This is a genomic window from Cronbergia sp. UHCC 0137 (assembly GCF_034932285.1).
Taxonomy (GTDB): Bacteria; Cyanobacteriota; Cyanobacteriia; order Cyanobacteriales; family Nostocaceae; genus Cronbergia.
In genome coordinates this window covers 153,028-171,406 of the sequence record NZ_JAYGHC010000004.1, presented here as the reverse complement: position 1 = coordinate 171,406, position 18,379 = coordinate 153,028, and the positions used below count along the sequence as shown (strand labels likewise).

The following is an 18,379-nucleotide window of genomic DNA, read 5'->3' as shown; positions in this document are numbered from 1 at the left end:
TTAGGAGTCCTATATACAAAATTGTATTTCTAGCATCCTTTGCAGAGAGGAACTAAGGAGAAAAAAATTCAGGAATTGTTAACTCCGCTTGAACAAGCAATGGGTGGCTCAATCGAGCTAGATAAAAATGGACGTTTTTATTTGAACAACAAGCGCGGTCGATTTGAGATGCCCCTTGTTGCAGAAGGCCAGCGTAAATTAGCAATGTTGGCGCGTTTAATTGCAACGGGGGTATTAATGGATAAAGGTTTCTTATTTTGGGATGAGTCTGAAGCAAATCTTAATCCACTACTGATTAAACAAGTAGCCCGAAGCATTGTAAGTCTAAGTAAAACAGGTATTCAAGTATTTCTTGCCACTCACAGTTTATTTCTGTTGCGGGAGCTTGAAATATTAATGACTGACGAGCAAAATACTGAACTCAACTCACGATTTTTTGGCTTGCATTTTTCAGATGACTGTGTTGTGGTCAAACAGGGAGATGCAATTGACGAAATTGGCGATATTACAACACTGGATATTAGGCTTTAGTCTTAATACAAGGGTTACGGAATAACGAACCACAGAGACGCAGAGGACACAGAGGAATAAGGATTTGAGCGGTATTTTGCGTAAGTCCTGTTAGATATATCAAAAGTTTGAAGGTTAAAAAAGTGAATCAGGTGCAAGTAATAAGCGTTGAAACTACCAAAAACCTATCACTTGACCAAATTCAACTATATTCTTCTCATTCTTCCTCCTGACTCCTGACTCCTAGCCCTAACGAAAAGACTTTTATGCCTAACGGCACGCTACGCGAACAGCAAGCCCTATTTAGTTTTTTCCTCCGCAGGAAATTCAAACCTTTGGTTCATTTTTCAGGGATTTAATTGACAATAATCATGATATTTTGACGGATATGCTAAAAATACATCAATTATTTGATGATTATCTATGCAATTCAGTAGAAGTATGTTTATAGAAAATATAGCTTAGTAACAATAATTAACATGATAAATAAATAAGAATAAACTTTAAATGTGACTAAAAGGTTGACATTCTCTAGGGTTTTAAAGAATTATCTTAGGAAACCCAGATAGTCTGTTGGGAGGAAACCATGCACACAGTAATTCTAGTTCTAGTTGAGGTACTGATTGTAATTGGATTATCACGGCTGGTAGGGCTGGGATTTCGGTCAATTAAGCAACCTTTGGTAATTGGTGAGATGGTCGCAGGTATTATCCTTGGTCCATCTTTATTTGGTTTGGTTGCACCCCAAATGACAGCAACCTTGTTTCCAGCAGAAACTCTTCCTTTCTTGAATGTTTTATCTCAGATAGGACTGATATTTTTCATGTTTCTCATTGGCTTGGAACTAAATCCTAAATATTTGAGTAATAATTTACAGGCAGCTATTCTGATTTCTAATATCAGTATTATTGTTCCTTTTTCTCTATCAGGAATCTTATCCTTGCTGCTTTATCCCTTAGTTTCTCATGCTAGTGTGTCTTTTACCGCCTTTGCTTTATTTTTCGGGGCGGCGATGTCAATTACAGCTTTTCCTGTGCTGGCGCGAATTATTACTGAGAACAACTTACAAGGAACACGATTGGGAACATTGGCGTTAACTTGTGCTGCGGTTGATGATGTGACAGGATGGTGCATTTTAGCGATCGCGATCGCTGTCGCTCGACATGGTACCATTAACCAACAAGCTGTACTAACTATTCTCGAAAGTCTACTCTACATTGGCTTTATCTTCACCGTCGGCAGTTGGTTTCTCAAACGTCTCAATGCCCATTACCGTCGTAGCAAACGTCTGAGTCAATTAGTTCTAGCTTTAATTTATATGGCAGTGGTGGCTTCTGCCTTAATCACCGAATTTATTGGTATTCATCTCATTTTTGGGGCGTTCTTACTCGGTGCAGCTATGCCTAAAAATGCCGAATTAGTCCGGGAAATTGCCGTAAAAACTGAAGATTTTGTCCTGATTTTTCTATTACCAATCTTTTTCGCCTATAGTGGTCTACGGACGCAAATTGGGTTACTAAATCGACCAGAGTTATGGTTATTATGTGTTTTGGTTTTGGGAGTTGCGATCGCTGGCAAATATATTGGTACTTATGTAGCGGCTCGTATCAGTGGCATTAATCAACGGGAAGCCTCAGCCCTTGGTTGGCTAATGAATACTCGCGGCTTGACTGAGTTAATTGTGCTAAATATTGGTCTAGAATTGGGTGTAATTTCCCCCTTATTGTTTACCATCCTAGTAGTTATGGCCTTGGTGACAACTTTTATGACTTCCCCTCTGTTGGAATGGATATATCCTAAACACCTAATCAAACTAGATATAGTAGACGCAGAACCGGAACAGAAAATAGATCCAGATATAGAAAATCGAGAATCTTTTATTCCCTCTTACAAGATTTTGTTACCAGTCGCTAACCCCAGCACCCAAAAAGGTCTGTTACATTTAGCCGTGGCCTTGGCACAACCCTCCAACACTTTTGGACTCCAACAACCTGCTATTATCAATCCTCTGAGTTTGATAGAATTGGAAGAAGACTATGCCTTTGAGAGTACCCCATCGGAAGCAAATCGGTTAATTACCCAGCGTCGTCAACAATTAGAAGAATTAATTAATACCCTAGAACCGCCATTTATCCGTGGCTACATCCATCCCATTGTTCGCATATCTAATAATGTTGCCAGAGAAACAGCCGAAATTGCCGAAATTGAACAACCTCATTTAATTGTTGTCGGATGGCATCGTCCAGCTTTTAGTAATAATCGTTTAGGTGGCCGTGTGGGACAGATTCTGGCTACTGCACCCGTTGATGTGGCTGTATTTATAGATAAAGGTAGCGATCGCTTAGAAAGTTTATTAGTTCCCTATTCCGCAAATATCCATGATGATTTAGCCTTAATCCTCGCCCTGCGATTGCTAATTAACCGGGATACTTGTATGTTAAAGGTTTTACAGGTATTTAAAGAAAATCATCTCCAAGAAGAATTAAGTTACGAATTACAGGCCATGATTGGGCAACTACCCCCCAGTGTACGCGATCGCATTGAAATTAAAACCATCAAGTCTCCCGAACCCATCTCAGATGTAGTCCAAGCCTCAGCCAAAGTAGATTTAACTATTGCCGGTACTAGCCGTGCTTGGGGGATTGAACGTCAGACTTTAGGAAGATACACTGATCAATTAGCTATCCAATGTCATTCTTCACTATTGATTACCCGTCGTTATAGTCAAGTCACTTGCCATCTTAACTCTCTTCTCAGCGAGATTCAAACTCATGAGTTGAGGTTATAAATAGGACTTGGTGATAGCGTGCCGTTAGGCATATAAAGCTAAAACCTAGATAGATCAAGAGTTTGAATGTGAAACAGACGAACCGGGTGCAAGGAATAAGCGTTAAAACTGTTCCTTTACCTATCACTTGACCAGATTCAAGACTATTATTCTCTTCTCCTAATTCTTCCTCCTGACTCCTGACTCCTGACTCCTGACTCCTGACCCAAACCCTAAATAATTTTAACTTTTAGCGATCGCACTAATCCCCAACATCCCACACCCAAAATGAAGCAAGTACTGAAAATTAGCTGTTTTAGCTCAATCATAGCCTTAACCCTGGCAAATAACATCAGTTTTGCCGCACCAACCGTACAACTCAAACGATGGCATTTTCACCCAAAAACACAGAAACTAGAAATTACCCTCTCAGCCACCACAACTCCCATTTACTTCTACCTTCCCCAACCCTCACGCTTAGTTATCGATCTTCCTAACACCGCATTAGGTTCTGTACCTACCATAGGCAAATATCAAGGAACAATTCAGGGAATCCGTTTAGGCCAATTAGACCCCAATGTAACTCGCATCGTCCTCGACTTAGCACCAGGAACATTTGTAGATCCCCAAAATGTCCAACTTCAGCCCCTTTCCTCAAAAAATCCCACTCGCTGGGTATTAAGTCCGCTCATATCTCATCATAGCACCTCTTCTTCAGCTAAAGACCTTTCTCCCCAAATATGGAACACACTCCCACCAGCCGTAACTAATCTACCTCTAACAACCACTAACACCCAACAACCTTTTGTGATTGTCCCCCCACTCAATTCTCAAAATTCCTTTTCCCCCATACCCGTCATCGAATTTGGTCAACCCCTACCTCAATAGTTAAACAAAAATCACTCTTTGCAAATAAATGAATTTAAAACCTTTCTGTATCTTGAGACGGTGCAACTGCCCCCGGTGTAGATAAAAAGAAGTTTTGAGCAGATTCATTTTGATATATACATCTAATATCAGGATTCTCACTATCTAAACTCCCAGTAAAACCGAAAGTATTAAGACGATTTTTACATTCTCTCACCTGATCCGAAGTAACAAGTTTTTTATTCTCCAAAATTGCCCAATTATTTTGTCGAATTACACAACCAGGACGCATACTAGGTTGAGCGACATAGACATTAAAAGGATTAAGAGTTACAAACAGTCTAGCGTCCATTACCATTGCACTAGCCCCATACTGCACACAAATTTCCGGGTTTGGGGCTTTAGTATCAATAAATTCACGAGAAGCCACATTTGATGGACTCAACGTGCTTGTCGAACTAAAAGCAATACCAATACCAATACCCAATACCAGTACACCACCCAAAATAGCGATCATTGTCAAATTTAATGCCGGAGATTGTAAAGGATTGGTAGTTTCTCTATAACTAGATTTACGTCTCATCTTAGGTTGCTTACCTTCATGGAAAATTGACTGGGATTCATCGAAATTTTTCTCCCTTCTTCAGTATGACGATTCTTGAAGAAAATTGTCCCCTATTTTCGATCTAATGCCCATCATGTTTATAAAATCGGCATTTCGTCATAATAAATAATACAATAAAATCACTATACTCAACCTATTTAATATAATCTATTTGATCAACCGAAACTAAAGTGCCATCGCTCTTATTTTGTCAATCAGAAAAGTTTACCCATTTATTCAAAATTCAATTTAACATCATTCATATAGCGGTATGCACTTGAATGAGATACAGAATCTACAGTAAAAGCCTTATGGCAAGAGACTCTTAACTCCTGACTCCTGACTCCTGACTCCTGACTTCTGCTATATCATCTTATAATAACTATTAAGCTAAATTTGAAGGTAGATATGGTTAGTACAACTACCAAACCCCAAAACATTACCCCAGAAACTACCCCAGCCGAACAGCGAGTAGTTTTTCACGACATCAGTTGGCAAAATTACGAGCAAATATTAGCAGCATTAGGTCAAAGTCGTTCTTCTCGACTTATCTATGATCAAGGAACATTAGAAATTACCATGCCTTTAGAAGAACATGAAAGTGCTACCAGATTAATTGAACTATTCATCCGCATTTTGGTAGAAGAAAGTGGATTAAAAATTAAAACAATGGGTTCAACCACCTTAAATCGTCCTGATTTACAAAGAAGTGCTGAACCAGATAACTGCTATTACATTCAGAATCAACCTAAAGTAGCAGGAAAAAAAGTTGACTTAAACCAAGATCCTCCACCAGACTTGATTGTAGAAGTAGATATTACTCATACTGACATCAACAAAATCAGGTTTTATGCCAGCATGGGTGTACCCGAATTTTGGCGTTATAACGGTCAAATCCTACGAATTTATCAACTTCAAGATAATCAATATATTGAAGTAGAAAAAAGTCAGACATTTTCGAGAATAATTAAAGAAAATCTTTATCAATTCTTACAAAATTGTCAAATTGATGAAGTTCAATCTAGCAAAGATTTTCGTGCTTGGTTACAACAGGAAACGCAGAATTAACGCACCCCATAATAAACAATAGCATCGTAAAGGTGGGAAATCCCACCCTTACAAACTGCTTAAACAACTAGCTAACTAGCTAACAGAGTCTTTTCCAGAGAAGTCCAACGGAAATAGCGATCGCCACCCCGCTCAATCACCACCTTAACCCTTGGTTCTAATTTAGGCAAATTGGCTAAAAAATCAACTTCCTGATCAGACAAAACATGACCCTCAATGATCCACAACACCAAACCCTTAGACTTAGGTGGTAGTTGTTCCAAATGATAACTGATCATAGGCGGCAAATAGTAGACTTCCCCTACCGCCGCACCACTACCAGTGCTTTTTTTACCCAGATGCGGAGGTCTCACCCCATGAACCTGGGTCAAATAAGCAGCCACATCACCCAATCCCCTCGCAGTAATATTCAGGCTAGTATAGCCACGCGCCCTTAACCGTCGGAGATAGCGGCCTTCATAACCCCCCTCTAGAGGAACATAAACACCCAAAGCGCCAAATTTTTCCAAATCACGGATTAAACCGTTGCCAGTGGTAAGTAATGCCATAGATTTTCCTCTTGTCCCACTTAGATATCTCTATTATTCACCCATTAGCTCTAAATTAAATGAGGTTAAGTCGCACAAATTCAGCAAAATTCCACATTCGAGACTTCTTCACCACAAACTACTAGACAAAAACAAATAAATCATTTATAATTTTAGATTGTTACCACAAAGCAAGATTTAGATAGCCCTCTTAGGCATCTGAGCTAGTTGAAAGCATCAAAAACTGATGGCTGTGTTTTCTCAAAAAAAATAAACTAGCGCAAACACATAAGATACTGCTAAACTAGAAAAGCTTAAAAGGTCAAAATCAACAGCCAAAGGCAAAAACCCCAAGCTGAAGATCCCGTTCACTCCCGTAGCCCCTAAAAACAGGCAAAGCCTCAAACAAAAGTTTAAGGTAAAAATAAAAGTAGTAGAATCTGAGCCATAATTTTGCTGTTATGGTACTATATTAAGTCTCAGGAAATGGATACTGAGTGGGATTAACCCCTTAAGTCCAACTACAACGGTAGAGTGCCAGAGCAATTGCTTGGACTAGAGCATTGCTGCACAAAGCGCAAAGCAATCAGGCCTTGCATTAATTCTCAAAACAATGCCTTCTCATTGAGAAAGGTAAAAGATTGACTTGGTGATTAAGTTCAGTGAAAATAAACAGACTCACCAAACAGTCAGGACAAAATTTGTTGCATCATTAAGAATTTGCACTGTCCAACGCCAGTCCAAATTTCCCTGGTTCACACTAAATTAGTCCTTAAAAAGTCAGATTCCAAGGTCAGCAACTAGAAAGGAGAACCAGTTACTGTGTCTGTAGGTATTCTCGGCACCAAGCTGGGCATGACTCAAATATTTGACGAGGCAGGAAAATCTATTCCTGTCACCGTAATCCAAGCGGGTCCATGCACTGTTACACAAGTTAAAACAAAACAGACCGACGGTTACTCTGCCATTCAAGTCGGCTATGGCGAAGTCAAACCCAAGGCGCTGAACAGACCCCTCCTGGGTCATTTAGCAAAATCCTCAGCCCCAGCATTGCGGCACTTAAACGAGTATCGCACTGATAGCTCCAGTGATTATGCTTTAGGTCAAGAAATTAAGGCAGATATTTTTAGTACAGGTCAAACTGTAGATGTAATCGGTACAAGTATTGGTCGTGGTTTTGCCGGCAACCAAAAGCGTAACAACTTTGCTCGCGGTCCCATGTCCCACGGTTCCAAAAACCACAGAGCGCCAGGTTCTATTGGTGCAGGGACAACCCCCGGACGTGTTTATCCTGGAAAACGGATGGCAGGTCGTTTGGGAGGAGTCCGAGTCACAATTCGCAAGCTGACTGTAGTGCGAGTAGATGTAGAACGGAACTTAATACTCATTCAAGGTGCTATTCCTGGTAAACCAGGGGCATTAGTAAGTATTGTACCCACAAATCTAGTTGGTCGTAAAAAATAGTTTAGTTGTTAGCTGTCAGCTAATTATTAATTAAGTGACCCTTACCTGTTTGGCTGTCAGTCCAAGCTCGCAACTAACAACTAAATCATAGGACAGAAAAATGGTTGAGAGTGTAATTAAAAATTGGCAAGGAGAACAAGTTGGGGAAACATCCTTCGACTTGCGAGTTGCCAAACCAGAAACAGCATCGCACATAGTACACCGCGCCCTGGTCAGACAGATGACCAATTCTCGCCAAGGAACAGCCAGCACAAAAACTCGTTCCGAAGTCAGAGGCGGTGGTCGCAAACCTTGGCGGCAAAAAGGCACAGGTCGCGCTCGTGCCGGATCTATTCGTTCACCCCTGTGGCGTGGTGGTGGTGTAATCTTTGGACCCAAACCCAGAGATTTCAACCTCAAATTGAACCGTAAAGAACGGCGTTTAGCACTACGCACAGCCTTTGTTAGTCGTGCTGAAGACTTGATAGTTGTAGAAGAATTTAGCAACGAGTTACAACGCCCAAAAACCAAAGACTTGGTAGCAGCATTAGCCCGTTGGGGAGCAGCACCAGATCAAAAAGCACTGTTAATTTTAGCGGAAATTGGCGAAAACGTCGAATTATCAGCTAGGAACATTGAAAATCTCAAGTTGATAGCCGCAGATCAATTAAACGTTTACGACTTGCTACACGCCGACAAAATCGTAGTGACAGCATCAACCCTAGAGAAAATTCAGGAGGTCTACAGTGTATAAGGTTGACCCCCGCGACTTGCCCGACCTGATCCGTCGCCCAATTGTTACCGAAAAGGCGACAATCCTGATGGAGCAGAACAAATATACCTTTGAAGTAACTCCAAAAGCGACCAAGCTGGAAATTAGAGCGGCAATAGAACTCCTATTTGCAGTCAAGGTTGTCAAAGTCAATACCATGAACCCACCCCGCAAACAGCGCCGAGTTGGTAAATTTATTGGCTACAGACCCCAATACAAGCGAGCTATTATCACAGTCGCCACTGGGGACGAAGAAAAAATTAGAAAAGTTCTATTCCCAGAAGTTTAGTTAATTAATCGCTTAAACTTCTTTACAAAGCACTGAGCAGTTAAAAATATGGGTACTCGTTCTTATCGCCCTTATACCCCCAGTACTCGCCAAGTTACCATTTCCGACTTCGCGGAAATTACCAAAACTGAGCCAGAAAAATCCTTAACGGAATCAGTACACCGTCCGAAAGGTCGGAACAATCAAGGGCGGATAACCAGCCGTCGTCGGGGTGGCGGCCATAAACAACTTTACCGAATTATCGACTTTAAAAGAGATAAACGAGGTATAGAAGCAACAGTCACAGCAATTGAATACGATCCTAACCGGAATGCCCGAATTGCTCTTTTAATGTACGAAGATGGAGAAAAACGGTATATTCTCCAACCTAACGGCATGAAAGTAGGCACAAAGGTGATAGCTGGACCAGATGCCCCCTTTGAAGATGGCAACGCCTTACCACTGTCAAATATTCCTTTGGGTACTACAGTTCACAACGTAGAAATGACCCCAGGAAAAGGTGGTCAAATCGTCCGTTCTGCCGGTGCTAAAGCGGAAGTTGTGGCAAAAGAAGGGAATTACGTTACTTTGAAATTACCTTCCGGTGAAGTCCGTATGATTCGCCGCGAGTGCTACGCCACCATTGGACAAGTAGGCAACACTGACGCTAGAAACCTCAGTGCGGGTAAAGCAGGTAGAAATCGCTGGAAGGGTCGTCGTCCCAAAGTCCGGGGTAGCGTCATGAACCCGGTGGATCACCCACACGGTGGTGGTGAAGGTAGAGCGCCTATTGGTAGAGCCGGCCCTGTGACACCTTGGGGTAAACCTACTCTAGGTGCGAAGACACGGAAACGCAAAAAAGCCAGTAGCAAATTGATTGTGCGTCGCCGTCGTAAATCGTCTAAACGCGGTCGTGGTGGTCGCCAGTCCTAGAATTTTAAGTTTTGGATTTTAGATTGGGTTTATTTAACCTAACGAAATCCAAAAACATCAATTCAAACTCGAAAATTTAAATTCCAACATCGAACTATGGGTCGTTCTCTTAAAAAAGGTCCTTTCGTCGCCGATCATTTGCTGAGTAAGCTGGAAAAGCTCAATGCTAAAAACGAAAAGCAAGTGATTAAAACTTGGTCGAGAGCCTCGACAATTTTGCCGATGATGGTAGGTCATACCATAGCTGTACACAACGGACGGCAACACGTTCCAGTATTTGTGAACGAACAAATGGTAGGACACAAGTTAGGAGAATTTGCTCCTACTCGCACCTACAGGGGTCATGGCAAAAGCGATAAAAAATCGGGTAGATAGTCAATTAGGAATTAAAGAAATCTTTTTAATTTTTAATTGATAAAGATGGAGAAAATTATGGCAATTTATACTACTGAAGTTAAAGCGATCGCCCGTTATATTCGCATTTCTCCTTTTAAAGTGCGTCGTGTACTCGACCAAATCCGGGGGCGGTCATATCGGGAAGCATTGATTATCCTAGAATTTATGCCTTACCGAGCCTGTGAGCCAGTATTGAAGGTTCTCAGAAGTGCCGCAGCCAATGCCGAGCATAACGAAGGATTAAATCGAGCAGAACTGATGATTACTCAGGCTTACGCCGATCAAGGTCCAGTCCTGAAACGGTTTCAACCCAGAGCGCAAGGTCGAGCTTACCAAATTCGCAAACCAACCTGTCATATCACCGTGGCTGTAGGTACTCCGGTCCAATAAATTACAGTTAGAAGTTTTAGAGGAAGTATTTGTGGGACAAAAAATTCATCCAGTCGGTTTTCGTCTGGGTATTACTCAAGAACACCAATCTCGATGGTTTGCCGTACCTGGACGTTATCCAGAATTACTACAAGAAGACCACAGGCTCCGTCAATACATCGAACAAAAACTGGGTAGATACGCGCAAAACAATGCCGGCATTTCAGAAGTACGGATTGAGCGCAAAGCTGACCAAATCGACCTAGAGGTAAGGACAGCTAGACCAGGTGTAGTTGTAGGTCGTGGTGGACAAGGTATTGAAGGATTGCGGACTGGACTCCAACAAATGTTGGGTGGCAACCGCCAAATTCGGATTAACGTAGTGGAAGTGCAACGAGTTGACGCTGATGCTTACTTAATCGCCGAATATATTGCTCAACAATTAGAACGCCGGGTTTCCTTCCGTCGGGTAGTACGCCAATCAATTCAACGGGCCCAAAGAGCAGGTGTACAAGGGATTAAAATTCAAGTTGGTGGTCGCCTCAACGGTGCAGAAATTGCCCGTTCAGAGTGGACTCGTGAAGGTAGAGTACCTCTACATACCTTACGGGCTGACATTGATTACTCTTGCTGCACAGCCAAAACCATTTACGGCATTCTCGGCATTAAAGTTTGGGTGTTTAAGGGAGAAATTATCCCTGGACAGGAGGAAGCCCAAGCCCAACCTGCCAATCGTGAACGGGAACCCCGTCGTCGTCAACAACAACGTCGCCGCCAGCAGTTTGAAGACCGCTCAAATGAAGGGTAAAAAGTAAAAGGTGAAAGAAGCTCTAGAGCTTACTAATTACCAATTACCAACTACCAATTACCAATTACCAAACCATGTTAAGCCCTAGAAGAACTAAATTCCGCAAACAACAGCGCGGACGAATGGGGGGTCTAGCTACCCGTGGTAGTACCCTCAACTTTGGAGATTTTGCTCTCCAAGCCCAAGAACCCTCTTGGATTACCTCCCGCCAAATTGAGGCTTCTCGTCGGGCAATGACCCGTTATATTCGTCGGGGCGGCAAAATCTGGATTCGGATTTTCCCTGATAAACCTGTAACTATGCGTCCGGCTGAAACACGGATGGGTTCTGGTAAAGGTAATCCAGAATTTTGGGTAGCTGTAGTCAAGCCAGGGCGGATTTTGTTTGAAATCGGCGGTGTTTCTGAAGAAATCGCCCGTGAAGCCATGCGATTGGCTGCTTATAAGTTACCAATCAAAACTAAATTTATTGTGCGCTCTCAACCACAGGAGCAGGAGTAGGTTATGCCTCTTCCCAAGATTGCGGAAGCTAGAGAATTAAGTGACGACCAACTGGTTGAGGAAATTACTGCTGTTAAAAAACAGTTATTTCAGTTGCGGTTGCAAAAAGCGACTAGACAACTAGAAAAACCCCACCAGTTCAAACACGCCCGCCACCGTCTATCCCAATTGCTGACGGTAGAGGGGGAACGTAAACGGGCTGCAATTCAAGCAGAACAAGAACAAAAGTAGGAGATTATGGCAGTCAAAGAACGAGTTGGCTTGGTAGTGAGCGACAAAATGCAAAAAACGGTGGTAGTGGCTGTTGAAAACCGCGCTCCTCACCCCAAGTACGGCAAAATTGTAGTTCAAACCCGACGCTATAAAGCTCACGATGAAGATAATAACTGCAAAGTGGGCGATCGCGTCCGCATTCAGGAAACTAGACCTCTGAGCAAAACCAAGCGTTGGCAAGTCACAGAAGTCCTGAATACCAAAGCTACAGGTTAATTCCCCAGGGAGACTAATTGTGATTCAACCCCAAACCTACCTCAATGTTGCAGATAATAGCGGCGCTCGTAAGCTGATGTGCATCCGCATCATCGGCGGCGGAAACCGTCGTTATGGTGGCATTGGTGATAAAATTATCGCTGTTGTCAAAGATGCTACGCCCAACATGGCTGTTAAAAAGTCCGATGTTGTGGAAGCAGTAATTGTGCGGACTCGGAAAGCGGTAAATCGGGATAGCGGTATGTGTATTCGTTTTGACGATAATGCTGCCGTGATCATCAACAAAGATGGTAATCCTAGAGGAACACGGGTTTTTGGCCCAGTTGCTCGGGAATTACGCGATAAAAACTTTACTAAAATCGTTTCTCTGGCTCCAGAGGTGCTGTAATGGCCAAACCCCAACCCAAAGTTTTTCATAAAATGCACGTCAAGACTGGGGATACCGTGCAGGTTATCGCTGGCAAAGACAAAGGCAAAGTTGGTGAAGTGATCAAAGCACTACCCCAATTGAGTAAAGTCCTAGTCAAAGGCGTGAACCTGAAAACAAAGCACGTTAAACCCCAGCAAGAAGGGGAATCTGGGCAAATTGTTACCCAAGAGTTCCCTATTCACAGTTCCAACGTCATGCTTTATTCTACTAAGCAAAACGTGGCTAGTCGCATCTGTTACACCTTCACCACCGAAGGTAAGAAAGTAAGGATGCTCAAGAAAACGGGTGAAATACTGGATAAATAATCCCAAATTCCCTGACCAAGACCAGGGATAATCAGGACAAAAAACTATGGCGACAACAAGACTCAAAACTTTATACCAGGAGACAATTGTCCCCAAGCTAACTAATCAGTTTCAATACACCAACGTACATCAAGTACCAAAGGTGATTAAGATCACGATTAATAGAGGTTTGGGAGAAGCGGCTCAAAACGCTAAATCACTAGAAGCGTCTTTAAACGAAATTGCCCTAGTTACTGGTCAAAAGCCAGTTGTTACCAGAGCAAAAAAAGCGATCGCAGGCTTTAAAATTCGTCAAGGTATGCCTGTGGGGATTATGGTGACACTCAGAGGAGAGCGAATGTATGCCTTCCTCGACCGCCTGGTTAGCCTTTCACTCCCCAGAATCCGTGACTTTCGTGGCGTTAGCCCCAAAAGCTTTGATGGACGGGGTAACTACACTCTCGGTGTTAGGGAACAGCTAATTTTTCCAGAGGTCGAGTACGACAAAATCGATCAAATCCGTGGTTTAGATATTTCCATCATTACCACAGCAAAAAATGACGAAGAGGGCCGGGCTTTACTTAAAGAAATGGGAATGCCCTTTCGCGATCAATAAGTTCATCTAAAGAGGGAACGATGGCGGCTAACGACACAATTGCAGATATGCTGACGCGCATCCGCAATGCTAACCTGGCAAGGCATCAAACTACACTCGTGCCAGCCACAAAAATGACTCGTAGTATTGCCAAAGTACTACAGGAAGAAGGCTTCATTGCTGAATTCACAGAAGCAGAAGAAGGGATCAAACGCAATCTAGTAATTTCTTTGAAATACAAGGGTAGAACTCGTCAGCCCCTAATCACCGCCCTCAAGCGTGTGAGCAAACCAGGGTTGCGCGTCTACTCCAACAAAAAAGAATTACCCAGAGTTCTAGGTGGTATCGGTATTGCCATTATTTCTACATCTAGTGGCATTATGACTGACCGGGAAGCACGCCGTCAGAATGTAGGCGGTGAAGTGCTTTGCTACATTTGGTAAGCAAGTTAGGAGTTCGAGAGTGCCGGAGTTATTCAGAAAAACTTATAGCTCATAACTCATAACTGACAAAGGACAAAAAGTTATGTCTCGTATTGGTAAACGTCCAATTACTGTTCCCCCTAAAGTCCAAGTGGCGATTGATGGCACAAAGGTAGTAGTGAAAGGCCCCAAAGGCGAACTTTCTCGCAATCTACCTGCTAATGTGATCATTGCCCAGGATGGGGAAACATTGCTGGTGACACGCCGCGATGAAACCCGTACCTCTAGGCAAATGCACGGTTTAAGCCGGACTTTAGTTGCCAACATGGTGGAAGGAGTTTCTCAAGGTTTTCAACGCCGACTGGAAATTCAAGGTGTGGGTTATCGCGCTCAAGTTCAAGGCCGCAACCTGGTTTTGAATATGGGTTATAGCCATCAGGTACAAATTGAGCCACCAGAAGGGATTCAGTTTGCGGTGGAAGGCAATACTAACGTCATAGTCAGTGGCTATGACAAAGAAATTGTCGGTAATACAGCAGCAAAAATTCGCGCTGTGCGTCCACCAGAACCCTACAAGGGCAAAGGTATCCGCTATGCCGGTGAAGTGGTCAGACGGAAGGCTGGTAAGACTGGTAAGGGTGGTAAGAAGTAAACATGAAACTTACTCGTAGAGAATCAAAACAGCGTCGCCATCGGCGCGTCCGTGGTAAAGTCAGTGGTTCACCCACACGTCCACGGTTAGCTGTATTCCGTTCCAATGAGCATATTTATGCTCAGGTAATTGATGATACCCAACATCAAACCTTGGTAGCGGCCTCGACTGTAGAACCAGAGTTGAAATCTAGCTTGACTTCTGGGGCTAACTGTGATGCGTCAGCCCAAGTCGGTAAATTAATCGCCGTGCGATCGCTCGAAAAAGGGATCACCCAAGTAGTCTTTGATCGCGGTGGCAACCTGTATCACGGTCGAATCAAAGCCCTAGCTGAAGCAGCACGGGAAGCTGGCTTAAATTTCTAAGTTCTCAGTAGTCAGGTGATGACGGTGGTTGCTCATGAGACAACCCCAACCCCTTACTGATAACTGATTTGAAAGGTTTTCCAGTCATTGATTGGGGAGTTACTCGACTAGCAGCAACTGGCCTGGAAACCCCCTAGACCGCGCAGGCTCACAACTGATAACTGACATTGAGAGAGCATAGATTATGGTAACCGGTCGTCGTAAAGCAAGCCGCGCAAAAAAAGAAGAAACTACCTGGCAAGAACGGGTAATCCAAATCCGTCGGGTCAGCAAAGTTGTTAAAGGCGGTAAAAAACTCAGCTTCCGCGCCATTGTCGTCGTCGGCAATGAACGGGGTCAAGTTGGTGTGGGTGTAGGTAAGGCCTCAGATGTAATTGGTGCTGTTAAAAAAGGCGTTGCCGATGGTAAAAAACATCTAATTGATATCCCCATCACTAAGTCCAACTCCATTCCCCATCCCATTGATGGCGTTGGTGGCGGTGCTAAGGTGATGATGCGACCAGCCGCACCAGGTACTGGGGTAATTGCTGGGGGTGCAGTGCGGACTGTTCTGGAATTGGCAGGAGTTCGGAATGTTTTAGCCAAACAACTTGGCTCTAATAATCCTTTGAACAACGCTAGAGCCGCAGTTAATGCTTTGTCTACTTTACGGACATTGGCTGAAGTGGCTGAAGATCGAGGCATTGCCATTGAAAAACTCTATATTTAGTAACGCAGTGGGAAATTCAATATCAATCTTGAATCTTACATAATGTGCTAATAGAGTCGCGATCGCCCAGTATTTAGTTAGAGTAAAAAAACTACTAATTGCATCATGAGACTCAACGATGTTAAGCCCCAAAAAGGCTCAAAAAAACGCCGTAAACGTGTAGGTAGGGGTATTTCCGCCGGACAAGGTGCTAGTGCTGGTTTAGGGATGCGGGGTCAAAAATCCCGTTCTGGTAGCGGTACTCGCCCTGGTTTTGAAGGTGGTCAACAACCATTGTACCGCCGCGTTCCCAAACTCAAGGGTTTTCCCCTCGTTAATCGTAAAATTTACACTACGATTAATGTAGAAAAGCTGGCTTCCTTGCCTGCCGATACAGAAGTAACTTTGCTCTCCTTAAAGGAAGCAGGGATTCTGACTACAGTGAAAGGAAAATTGAAAGTTTTGGGCAATGGGGAACTAAATGTCCCTCTCAAAGTTATTGCCGCAGCTTTTACAGGTCAAGCTCGTAGCAAAATTGAAGCAGCCGGCGGGAGTTGTGAAGTTGAATAAAGCATGAAGGAGGAAGGATAAAAGTAGAGAAACTTCAAACTTCAAACTTTATACTTCACATTTCCTGCTTCATCACTTCATCACTTCAAAGGTAGCATCCTATGATCAGTCGAGATAAAGCACCAACGGCTCAAGAAACTTTTATGCAGATGGCGCAAGCAGCAGGGCTGAGAGGTCGGCTGTTTGTCACCGTCGGTATTTTAATTTTGGTTCGCCTGGGGATATTTTTACCAGTTCCAGGCATTAATCGGGAAAGATTTGCTGAAGCTATATCGGGTAACAATTCGATTTTCGGTTTATTGGATATTTTTTCAGGGCGGGGACTTTCTACTTTAGGTGTCTTTGCTTTGGGAATTTTGCCGTTTATTAATGCGTCCATTATTATCCAATTGCTGACGGCGGCTATTCCCTCTTTAGAAAATTTACAGAAAAATGAAGGTGAGGCAGGACGGCGGAAAATATCCCAAATTACCCGCTATGTGACTGTATGTTGGGCAGTTGTTCAGAGTGTGGCTTTCTCGGCCTTGTTCCTTCAACAATTTGCCTTAAATCCAGGACCAGTTTTTGTCGCCGAAACAGCGATCGCTCTCACAGCAGGTTCGATGTTCGTGATGTGGGCTTCTGAAGTCATCACTGAACAGGGCATTGGTAATGGTGCATCATTGTTGATTTTTGTCAACATAGTTGCTTCCTTACCTAAAGCTTTGGGTGACACCATCGACTTAGTACAAGTGGGGGGACGGGAAATAGTCGGTCGGGTCATCGTCTTGATCTTAGTTTTCTTGCTGACTATCGTGGGGATCGTCTTTGTTCAAGAAGGAATGCGTCGCATACCGATTATTTCTGCTCGTCGGCAAGTAGGACGCAGAGTTTTAGCTGAACAGAGAAGTTTTCTGCCATTGCGGTTGAATCAAGGTGGCGTAATGCCGATCATCTTTGCCGCCGCTATCCTCAGTTTGCCTTTATTAGTGGCCAATTTTACCAAAAATAGCGACTTGGCTAATATAGTCAACACCTACCTAAGTCCCAGTGGATCAGGTTCTTGGGTTTATGCTCTGGTGTACATGATTTCCATTGTTTTCTTCAGTTACTTCTACTCTTCCTTGATTCTCAACCCGGTGGATGTGGCACAGAACTTAAAGAAAATGGGATCTAGTATTCCTGGTATTCGTCCTGGTAAAGCTACAAGTGAGTACATTGAGCGAGTAGCCAACCGACTCACCTTTTTGGGTGCAGTCTTTTTAGGCTTAGTGGCAATTATCCCCACCGCCGTTGAAAGAGCTTTAGGTGTGCCAACCTTTAGAGGTTTGGGTGCTACCTCTTTGCTAATTTTAGTCGGTGTAGCCATAGATACGGCTAGACAAATCCAAACTTACGTCATCTCTCAGCGTTATGAAGGAATGGTGAAACAATAGTGACGCGATTAATCTTCTTGGGACCACCGGGAGCAGGTAAAGGGACTCAAGCACAAACCTTGGCAGATTTTTGGCAAATTCCCCATATTTCTACAGGTGAAATATTACGGCAAGCCATGAAGGATCAAACACCTTTAGGTATTCAAGCCCAAAGCTACGTTGATCAAGGTGAGTTAGTACCTGACCAATTAGTAGAGGATTTGGTACAAGAACGCCTAAAACAACCCGATGCTCAATCAGGCTGGATTTTAGATGGCTTCCCTCGTAAAGTTACACAAGCAGGTTTTTTAGAGGAATTGCTCGGAAAAATCGGCCAAGGTGGTGAAAGAGTAGTCAATTTAGATGTACCAGACGAAATCGTCATCGCCCGGTTATTAAGCAGAGGACGCAAAGACGACAGCGAAGATGTGATCCGTCGTCGTTTAGAAGTGTATCGTGCTGAAACTGCTCCCCTGATTGACTATTATAGCGATCGCCATAAACTCCTCACAGTTAACGGCAATCAGTCCGAAGAAGAAGTCACCACCGCTTTGAAAAACGTCATAACAGCTTAGAAGCAGAGGGGGAATGGGCAGAAGGCAACACAATTTCCTCTTCCCTAATTCCCTTTTAGCTAAGATATATTAATAAACCGTTG

General features: G+C 43.2%; 26 protein-coding genes. 24 read left to right on the top strand and 2 right to left on the bottom strand.

Features of this window, described 5'->3' with window-relative positions:
- Positions 1-39 precede the first annotated feature (39 nt).
- The 3 genes from VB711_RS03270 (at position 40) to VB711_RS03260 (ending at position 4,165) form a co-directional block, all read left to right on the top strand.
- Positions 40-531 (top strand): AAA family ATPase, encoded by a 492-nt coding sequence (locus VB711_RS03270; RefSeq protein ID WP_323284259.1) that lies wholly within the window; start codon positions 40-42, stop codon positions 529-531.
- Positions 532-1,096: 565 nt separating this feature from the next.
- A complete protein-coding gene (locus VB711_RS03265) occupies positions 1,097-3,298 on the top strand; it encodes a cation:proton antiporter (protein WP_323284258.1) in 2,202 nt (733 codons plus the stop codon).
- Between the two features lie 267 nt (positions 3,299-3,565).
- Positions 3,566-4,165 carry an AMIN domain-containing protein gene (locus VB711_RS03260; RefSeq protein WP_323284257.1) on the top strand — a complete coding sequence of 200 codons (600 nt, stop codon included), beginning with the start codon at positions 3,566-3,568 and terminating at the stop codon, positions 4,163-4,165.
- A 34-nt stretch (positions 4,166-4,199) separates the two neighbouring features.
- On the opposite strand, the gene VB711_RS03255 is transcribed toward VB711_RS03260, so the two are convergent.
- Positions 4,200-4,727 carry a DUF3172 domain-containing protein gene (locus VB711_RS03255; protein ID WP_323284256.1) on the bottom strand — a complete coding sequence of 176 codons (528 nt, stop codon included), beginning with the start codon at positions 4,725-4,727 and terminating at the stop codon, positions 4,200-4,202.
- Between the two features lie 429 nt (positions 4,728-5,156).
- Between VB711_RS03255 and VB711_RS03250 the strand changes: the two genes are divergently transcribed.
- Positions 5,157-5,816, top strand: coding sequence for a Uma2 family endonuclease (locus tag VB711_RS03250; RefSeq protein WP_323284255.1), 660 nt, complete (start codon positions 5,157-5,159; stop codon positions 5,814-5,816).
- Between the two features lie 71 nt (positions 5,817-5,887).
- Here VB711_RS03250 and VB711_RS03245 read toward each other — a convergent pair whose 3' ends face one another.
- Positions 5,888-6,364 carry an NAD(P)H-quinone oxidoreductase subunit N gene (locus tag VB711_RS03245; RefSeq protein ID WP_323284254.1) on the bottom strand — a complete coding sequence of 159 codons (477 nt, stop codon included), beginning with the start codon at positions 6,362-6,364 and terminating at the stop codon, positions 5,888-5,890.
- A gap of 801 nt (positions 6,365-7,165) precedes the next feature.
- On the opposite strand from VB711_RS03245, the gene rplC reads away from it, so the two are divergent.
- The 20 genes from rplC to VB711_RS03145 all read left to right on the top strand — a co-directional run bounded on the left by rplC (position 7,166) and on the right by VB711_RS03145 (position 18,296).
- Positions 7,166-7,807 (top strand): 50S ribosomal protein L3, encoded by a 642-nt coding sequence (gene rplC / locus VB711_RS03240; protein WP_323284253.1) that lies wholly within the window; start codon positions 7,166-7,168, stop codon positions 7,805-7,807.
- A gap of 100 nt (positions 7,808-7,907) precedes the next feature.
- Positions 7,908-8,540: a 50S ribosomal protein L4 gene (gene rplD / locus VB711_RS03235; RefSeq protein WP_323284252.1), complete on the top strand. Its 633-nt coding sequence runs from the start codon at positions 7,908-7,910 to the stop codon at positions 8,538-8,540.
- On the top strand, positions 8,533-8,847 hold the full coding sequence (locus VB711_RS03230) for a 50S ribosomal protein L23 (protein WP_323284251.1): 315 nt from the start codon (positions 8,533-8,535) through the stop codon (positions 8,845-8,847). The genes rplD and VB711_RS03230 overlap by 8 nt, the downstream gene beginning before the upstream one ends.
- A gap of 48 nt (positions 8,848-8,895) precedes the next feature.
- Positions 8,896-9,759, top strand: a complete 864-nt coding sequence (rplB, locus tag VB711_RS03225) for a 50S ribosomal protein L2 (protein WP_323284250.1) — start codon at positions 8,896-8,898, stop codon at positions 9,757-9,759.
- Between the two features lie 96 nt (positions 9,760-9,855).
- Entirely contained in the window at positions 9,856-10,134 is a 279-nt protein-coding gene (rpsS, locus tag VB711_RS03220; RefSeq protein WP_016952995.1) for a 30S ribosomal protein S19, read from the top strand.
- A 57-nt stretch (positions 10,135-10,191) separates the two neighbouring features.
- Complete coding sequence (gene rplV, locus VB711_RS03215) at positions 10,192-10,545, top strand: 50S ribosomal protein L22 (protein WP_323284249.1); 354 nt, start codon at positions 10,192-10,194, stop codon at positions 10,543-10,545.
- 31 nt (positions 10,546-10,576) lie between these two features.
- Positions 10,577-11,332, top strand: coding sequence for a 30S ribosomal protein S3 (gene rpsC / locus VB711_RS03210; RefSeq protein WP_323284248.1), 756 nt, complete (start codon positions 10,577-10,579; stop codon positions 11,330-11,332).
- Between the two features lie 74 nt (positions 11,333-11,406).
- Positions 11,407-11,832 carry a 50S ribosomal protein L16 gene (rplP, locus tag VB711_RS03205; protein ID WP_323284247.1) on the top strand — a complete coding sequence of 142 codons (426 nt, stop codon included), beginning with the start codon at positions 11,407-11,409 and terminating at the stop codon, positions 11,830-11,832.
- 3 nt (positions 11,833-11,835) lie between these two features.
- Complete coding sequence (rpmC, locus tag VB711_RS03200; protein WP_323284246.1) at positions 11,836-12,063, top strand: 50S ribosomal protein L29; 228 nt, start codon at positions 11,836-11,838, stop codon at positions 12,061-12,063.
- Between the two features lie 6 nt (positions 12,064-12,069).
- Entirely contained in the window at positions 12,070-12,321 is a 252-nt protein-coding gene (rpsQ, locus tag VB711_RS03195; RefSeq protein WP_323284245.1) for a 30S ribosomal protein S17, read from the top strand.
- A 19-nt stretch (positions 12,322-12,340) separates the two neighbouring features.
- The gene (gene rplN / locus VB711_RS03190; RefSeq protein ID WP_323284244.1) at positions 12,341-12,709 is read left to right on the top strand and encodes a 50S ribosomal protein L14; all 369 of its coding nucleotides are present in this window, start codon (positions 12,341-12,343) and stop codon (positions 12,707-12,709) included.
- A complete protein-coding gene (gene rplX / locus VB711_RS03185) occupies positions 12,709-13,056 on the top strand; it encodes a 50S ribosomal protein L24 (RefSeq protein ID WP_323284243.1) in 348 nt (115 codons plus the stop codon). Before rplN ends, rplX begins: the two co-directional genes overlap by 1 nt.
- A gap of 46 nt (positions 13,057-13,102) precedes the next feature.
- Positions 13,103-13,651, top strand: a complete 549-nt coding sequence (gene rplE, locus VB711_RS03180) for a 50S ribosomal protein L5 (RefSeq protein ID WP_323284242.1) — start codon at positions 13,103-13,105, stop codon at positions 13,649-13,651.
- Between the two features lie 20 nt (positions 13,652-13,671).
- Positions 13,672-14,073, top strand: coding sequence for a 30S ribosomal protein S8 (gene rpsH / locus VB711_RS03175; RefSeq protein ID WP_323284241.1), 402 nt, complete (start codon positions 13,672-13,674; stop codon positions 14,071-14,073).
- Positions 14,074-14,155: 82 nt separating this feature from the next.
- Positions 14,156-14,704: a 50S ribosomal protein L6 gene (gene rplF, locus VB711_RS03170; protein ID WP_323284240.1), complete on the top strand. Its 549-nt coding sequence runs from the start codon at positions 14,156-14,158 to the stop codon at positions 14,702-14,704.
- A 2-nt stretch (positions 14,705-14,706) separates the two neighbouring features.
- Positions 14,707-15,069, top strand: coding sequence for a 50S ribosomal protein L18 (gene rplR, locus VB711_RS03165; protein ID WP_323284238.1), 363 nt, complete (start codon positions 14,707-14,709; stop codon positions 15,067-15,069).
- A 184-nt stretch (positions 15,070-15,253) separates the two neighbouring features.
- Positions 15,254-15,778 carry a 30S ribosomal protein S5 gene (gene rpsE, locus VB711_RS03160; protein ID WP_323284237.1) on the top strand — a complete coding sequence of 175 codons (525 nt, stop codon included), beginning with the start codon at positions 15,254-15,256 and terminating at the stop codon, positions 15,776-15,778.
- A 105-nt stretch (positions 15,779-15,883) separates the two neighbouring features.
- Positions 15,884-16,327, top strand: a complete 444-nt coding sequence (rplO, locus tag VB711_RS03155) for a 50S ribosomal protein L15 (protein WP_323284236.1) — start codon at positions 15,884-15,886, stop codon at positions 16,325-16,327.
- 101 nt (positions 16,328-16,428) lie between these two features.
- Entirely contained in the window at positions 16,429-17,742 is a 1,314-nt protein-coding gene (gene secY, locus VB711_RS03150) for a preprotein translocase subunit SecY (protein ID WP_323284235.1), read from the top strand.
- A complete protein-coding gene (locus VB711_RS03145) occupies positions 17,742-18,296 on the top strand; it encodes an adenylate kinase (RefSeq protein ID WP_323284234.1) in 555 nt (184 codons plus the stop codon). Before secY ends, VB711_RS03145 begins: the two co-directional genes overlap by 1 nt.
- The last annotated feature ends 83 nt before the right edge of the window (positions 18,297-18,379 follow it).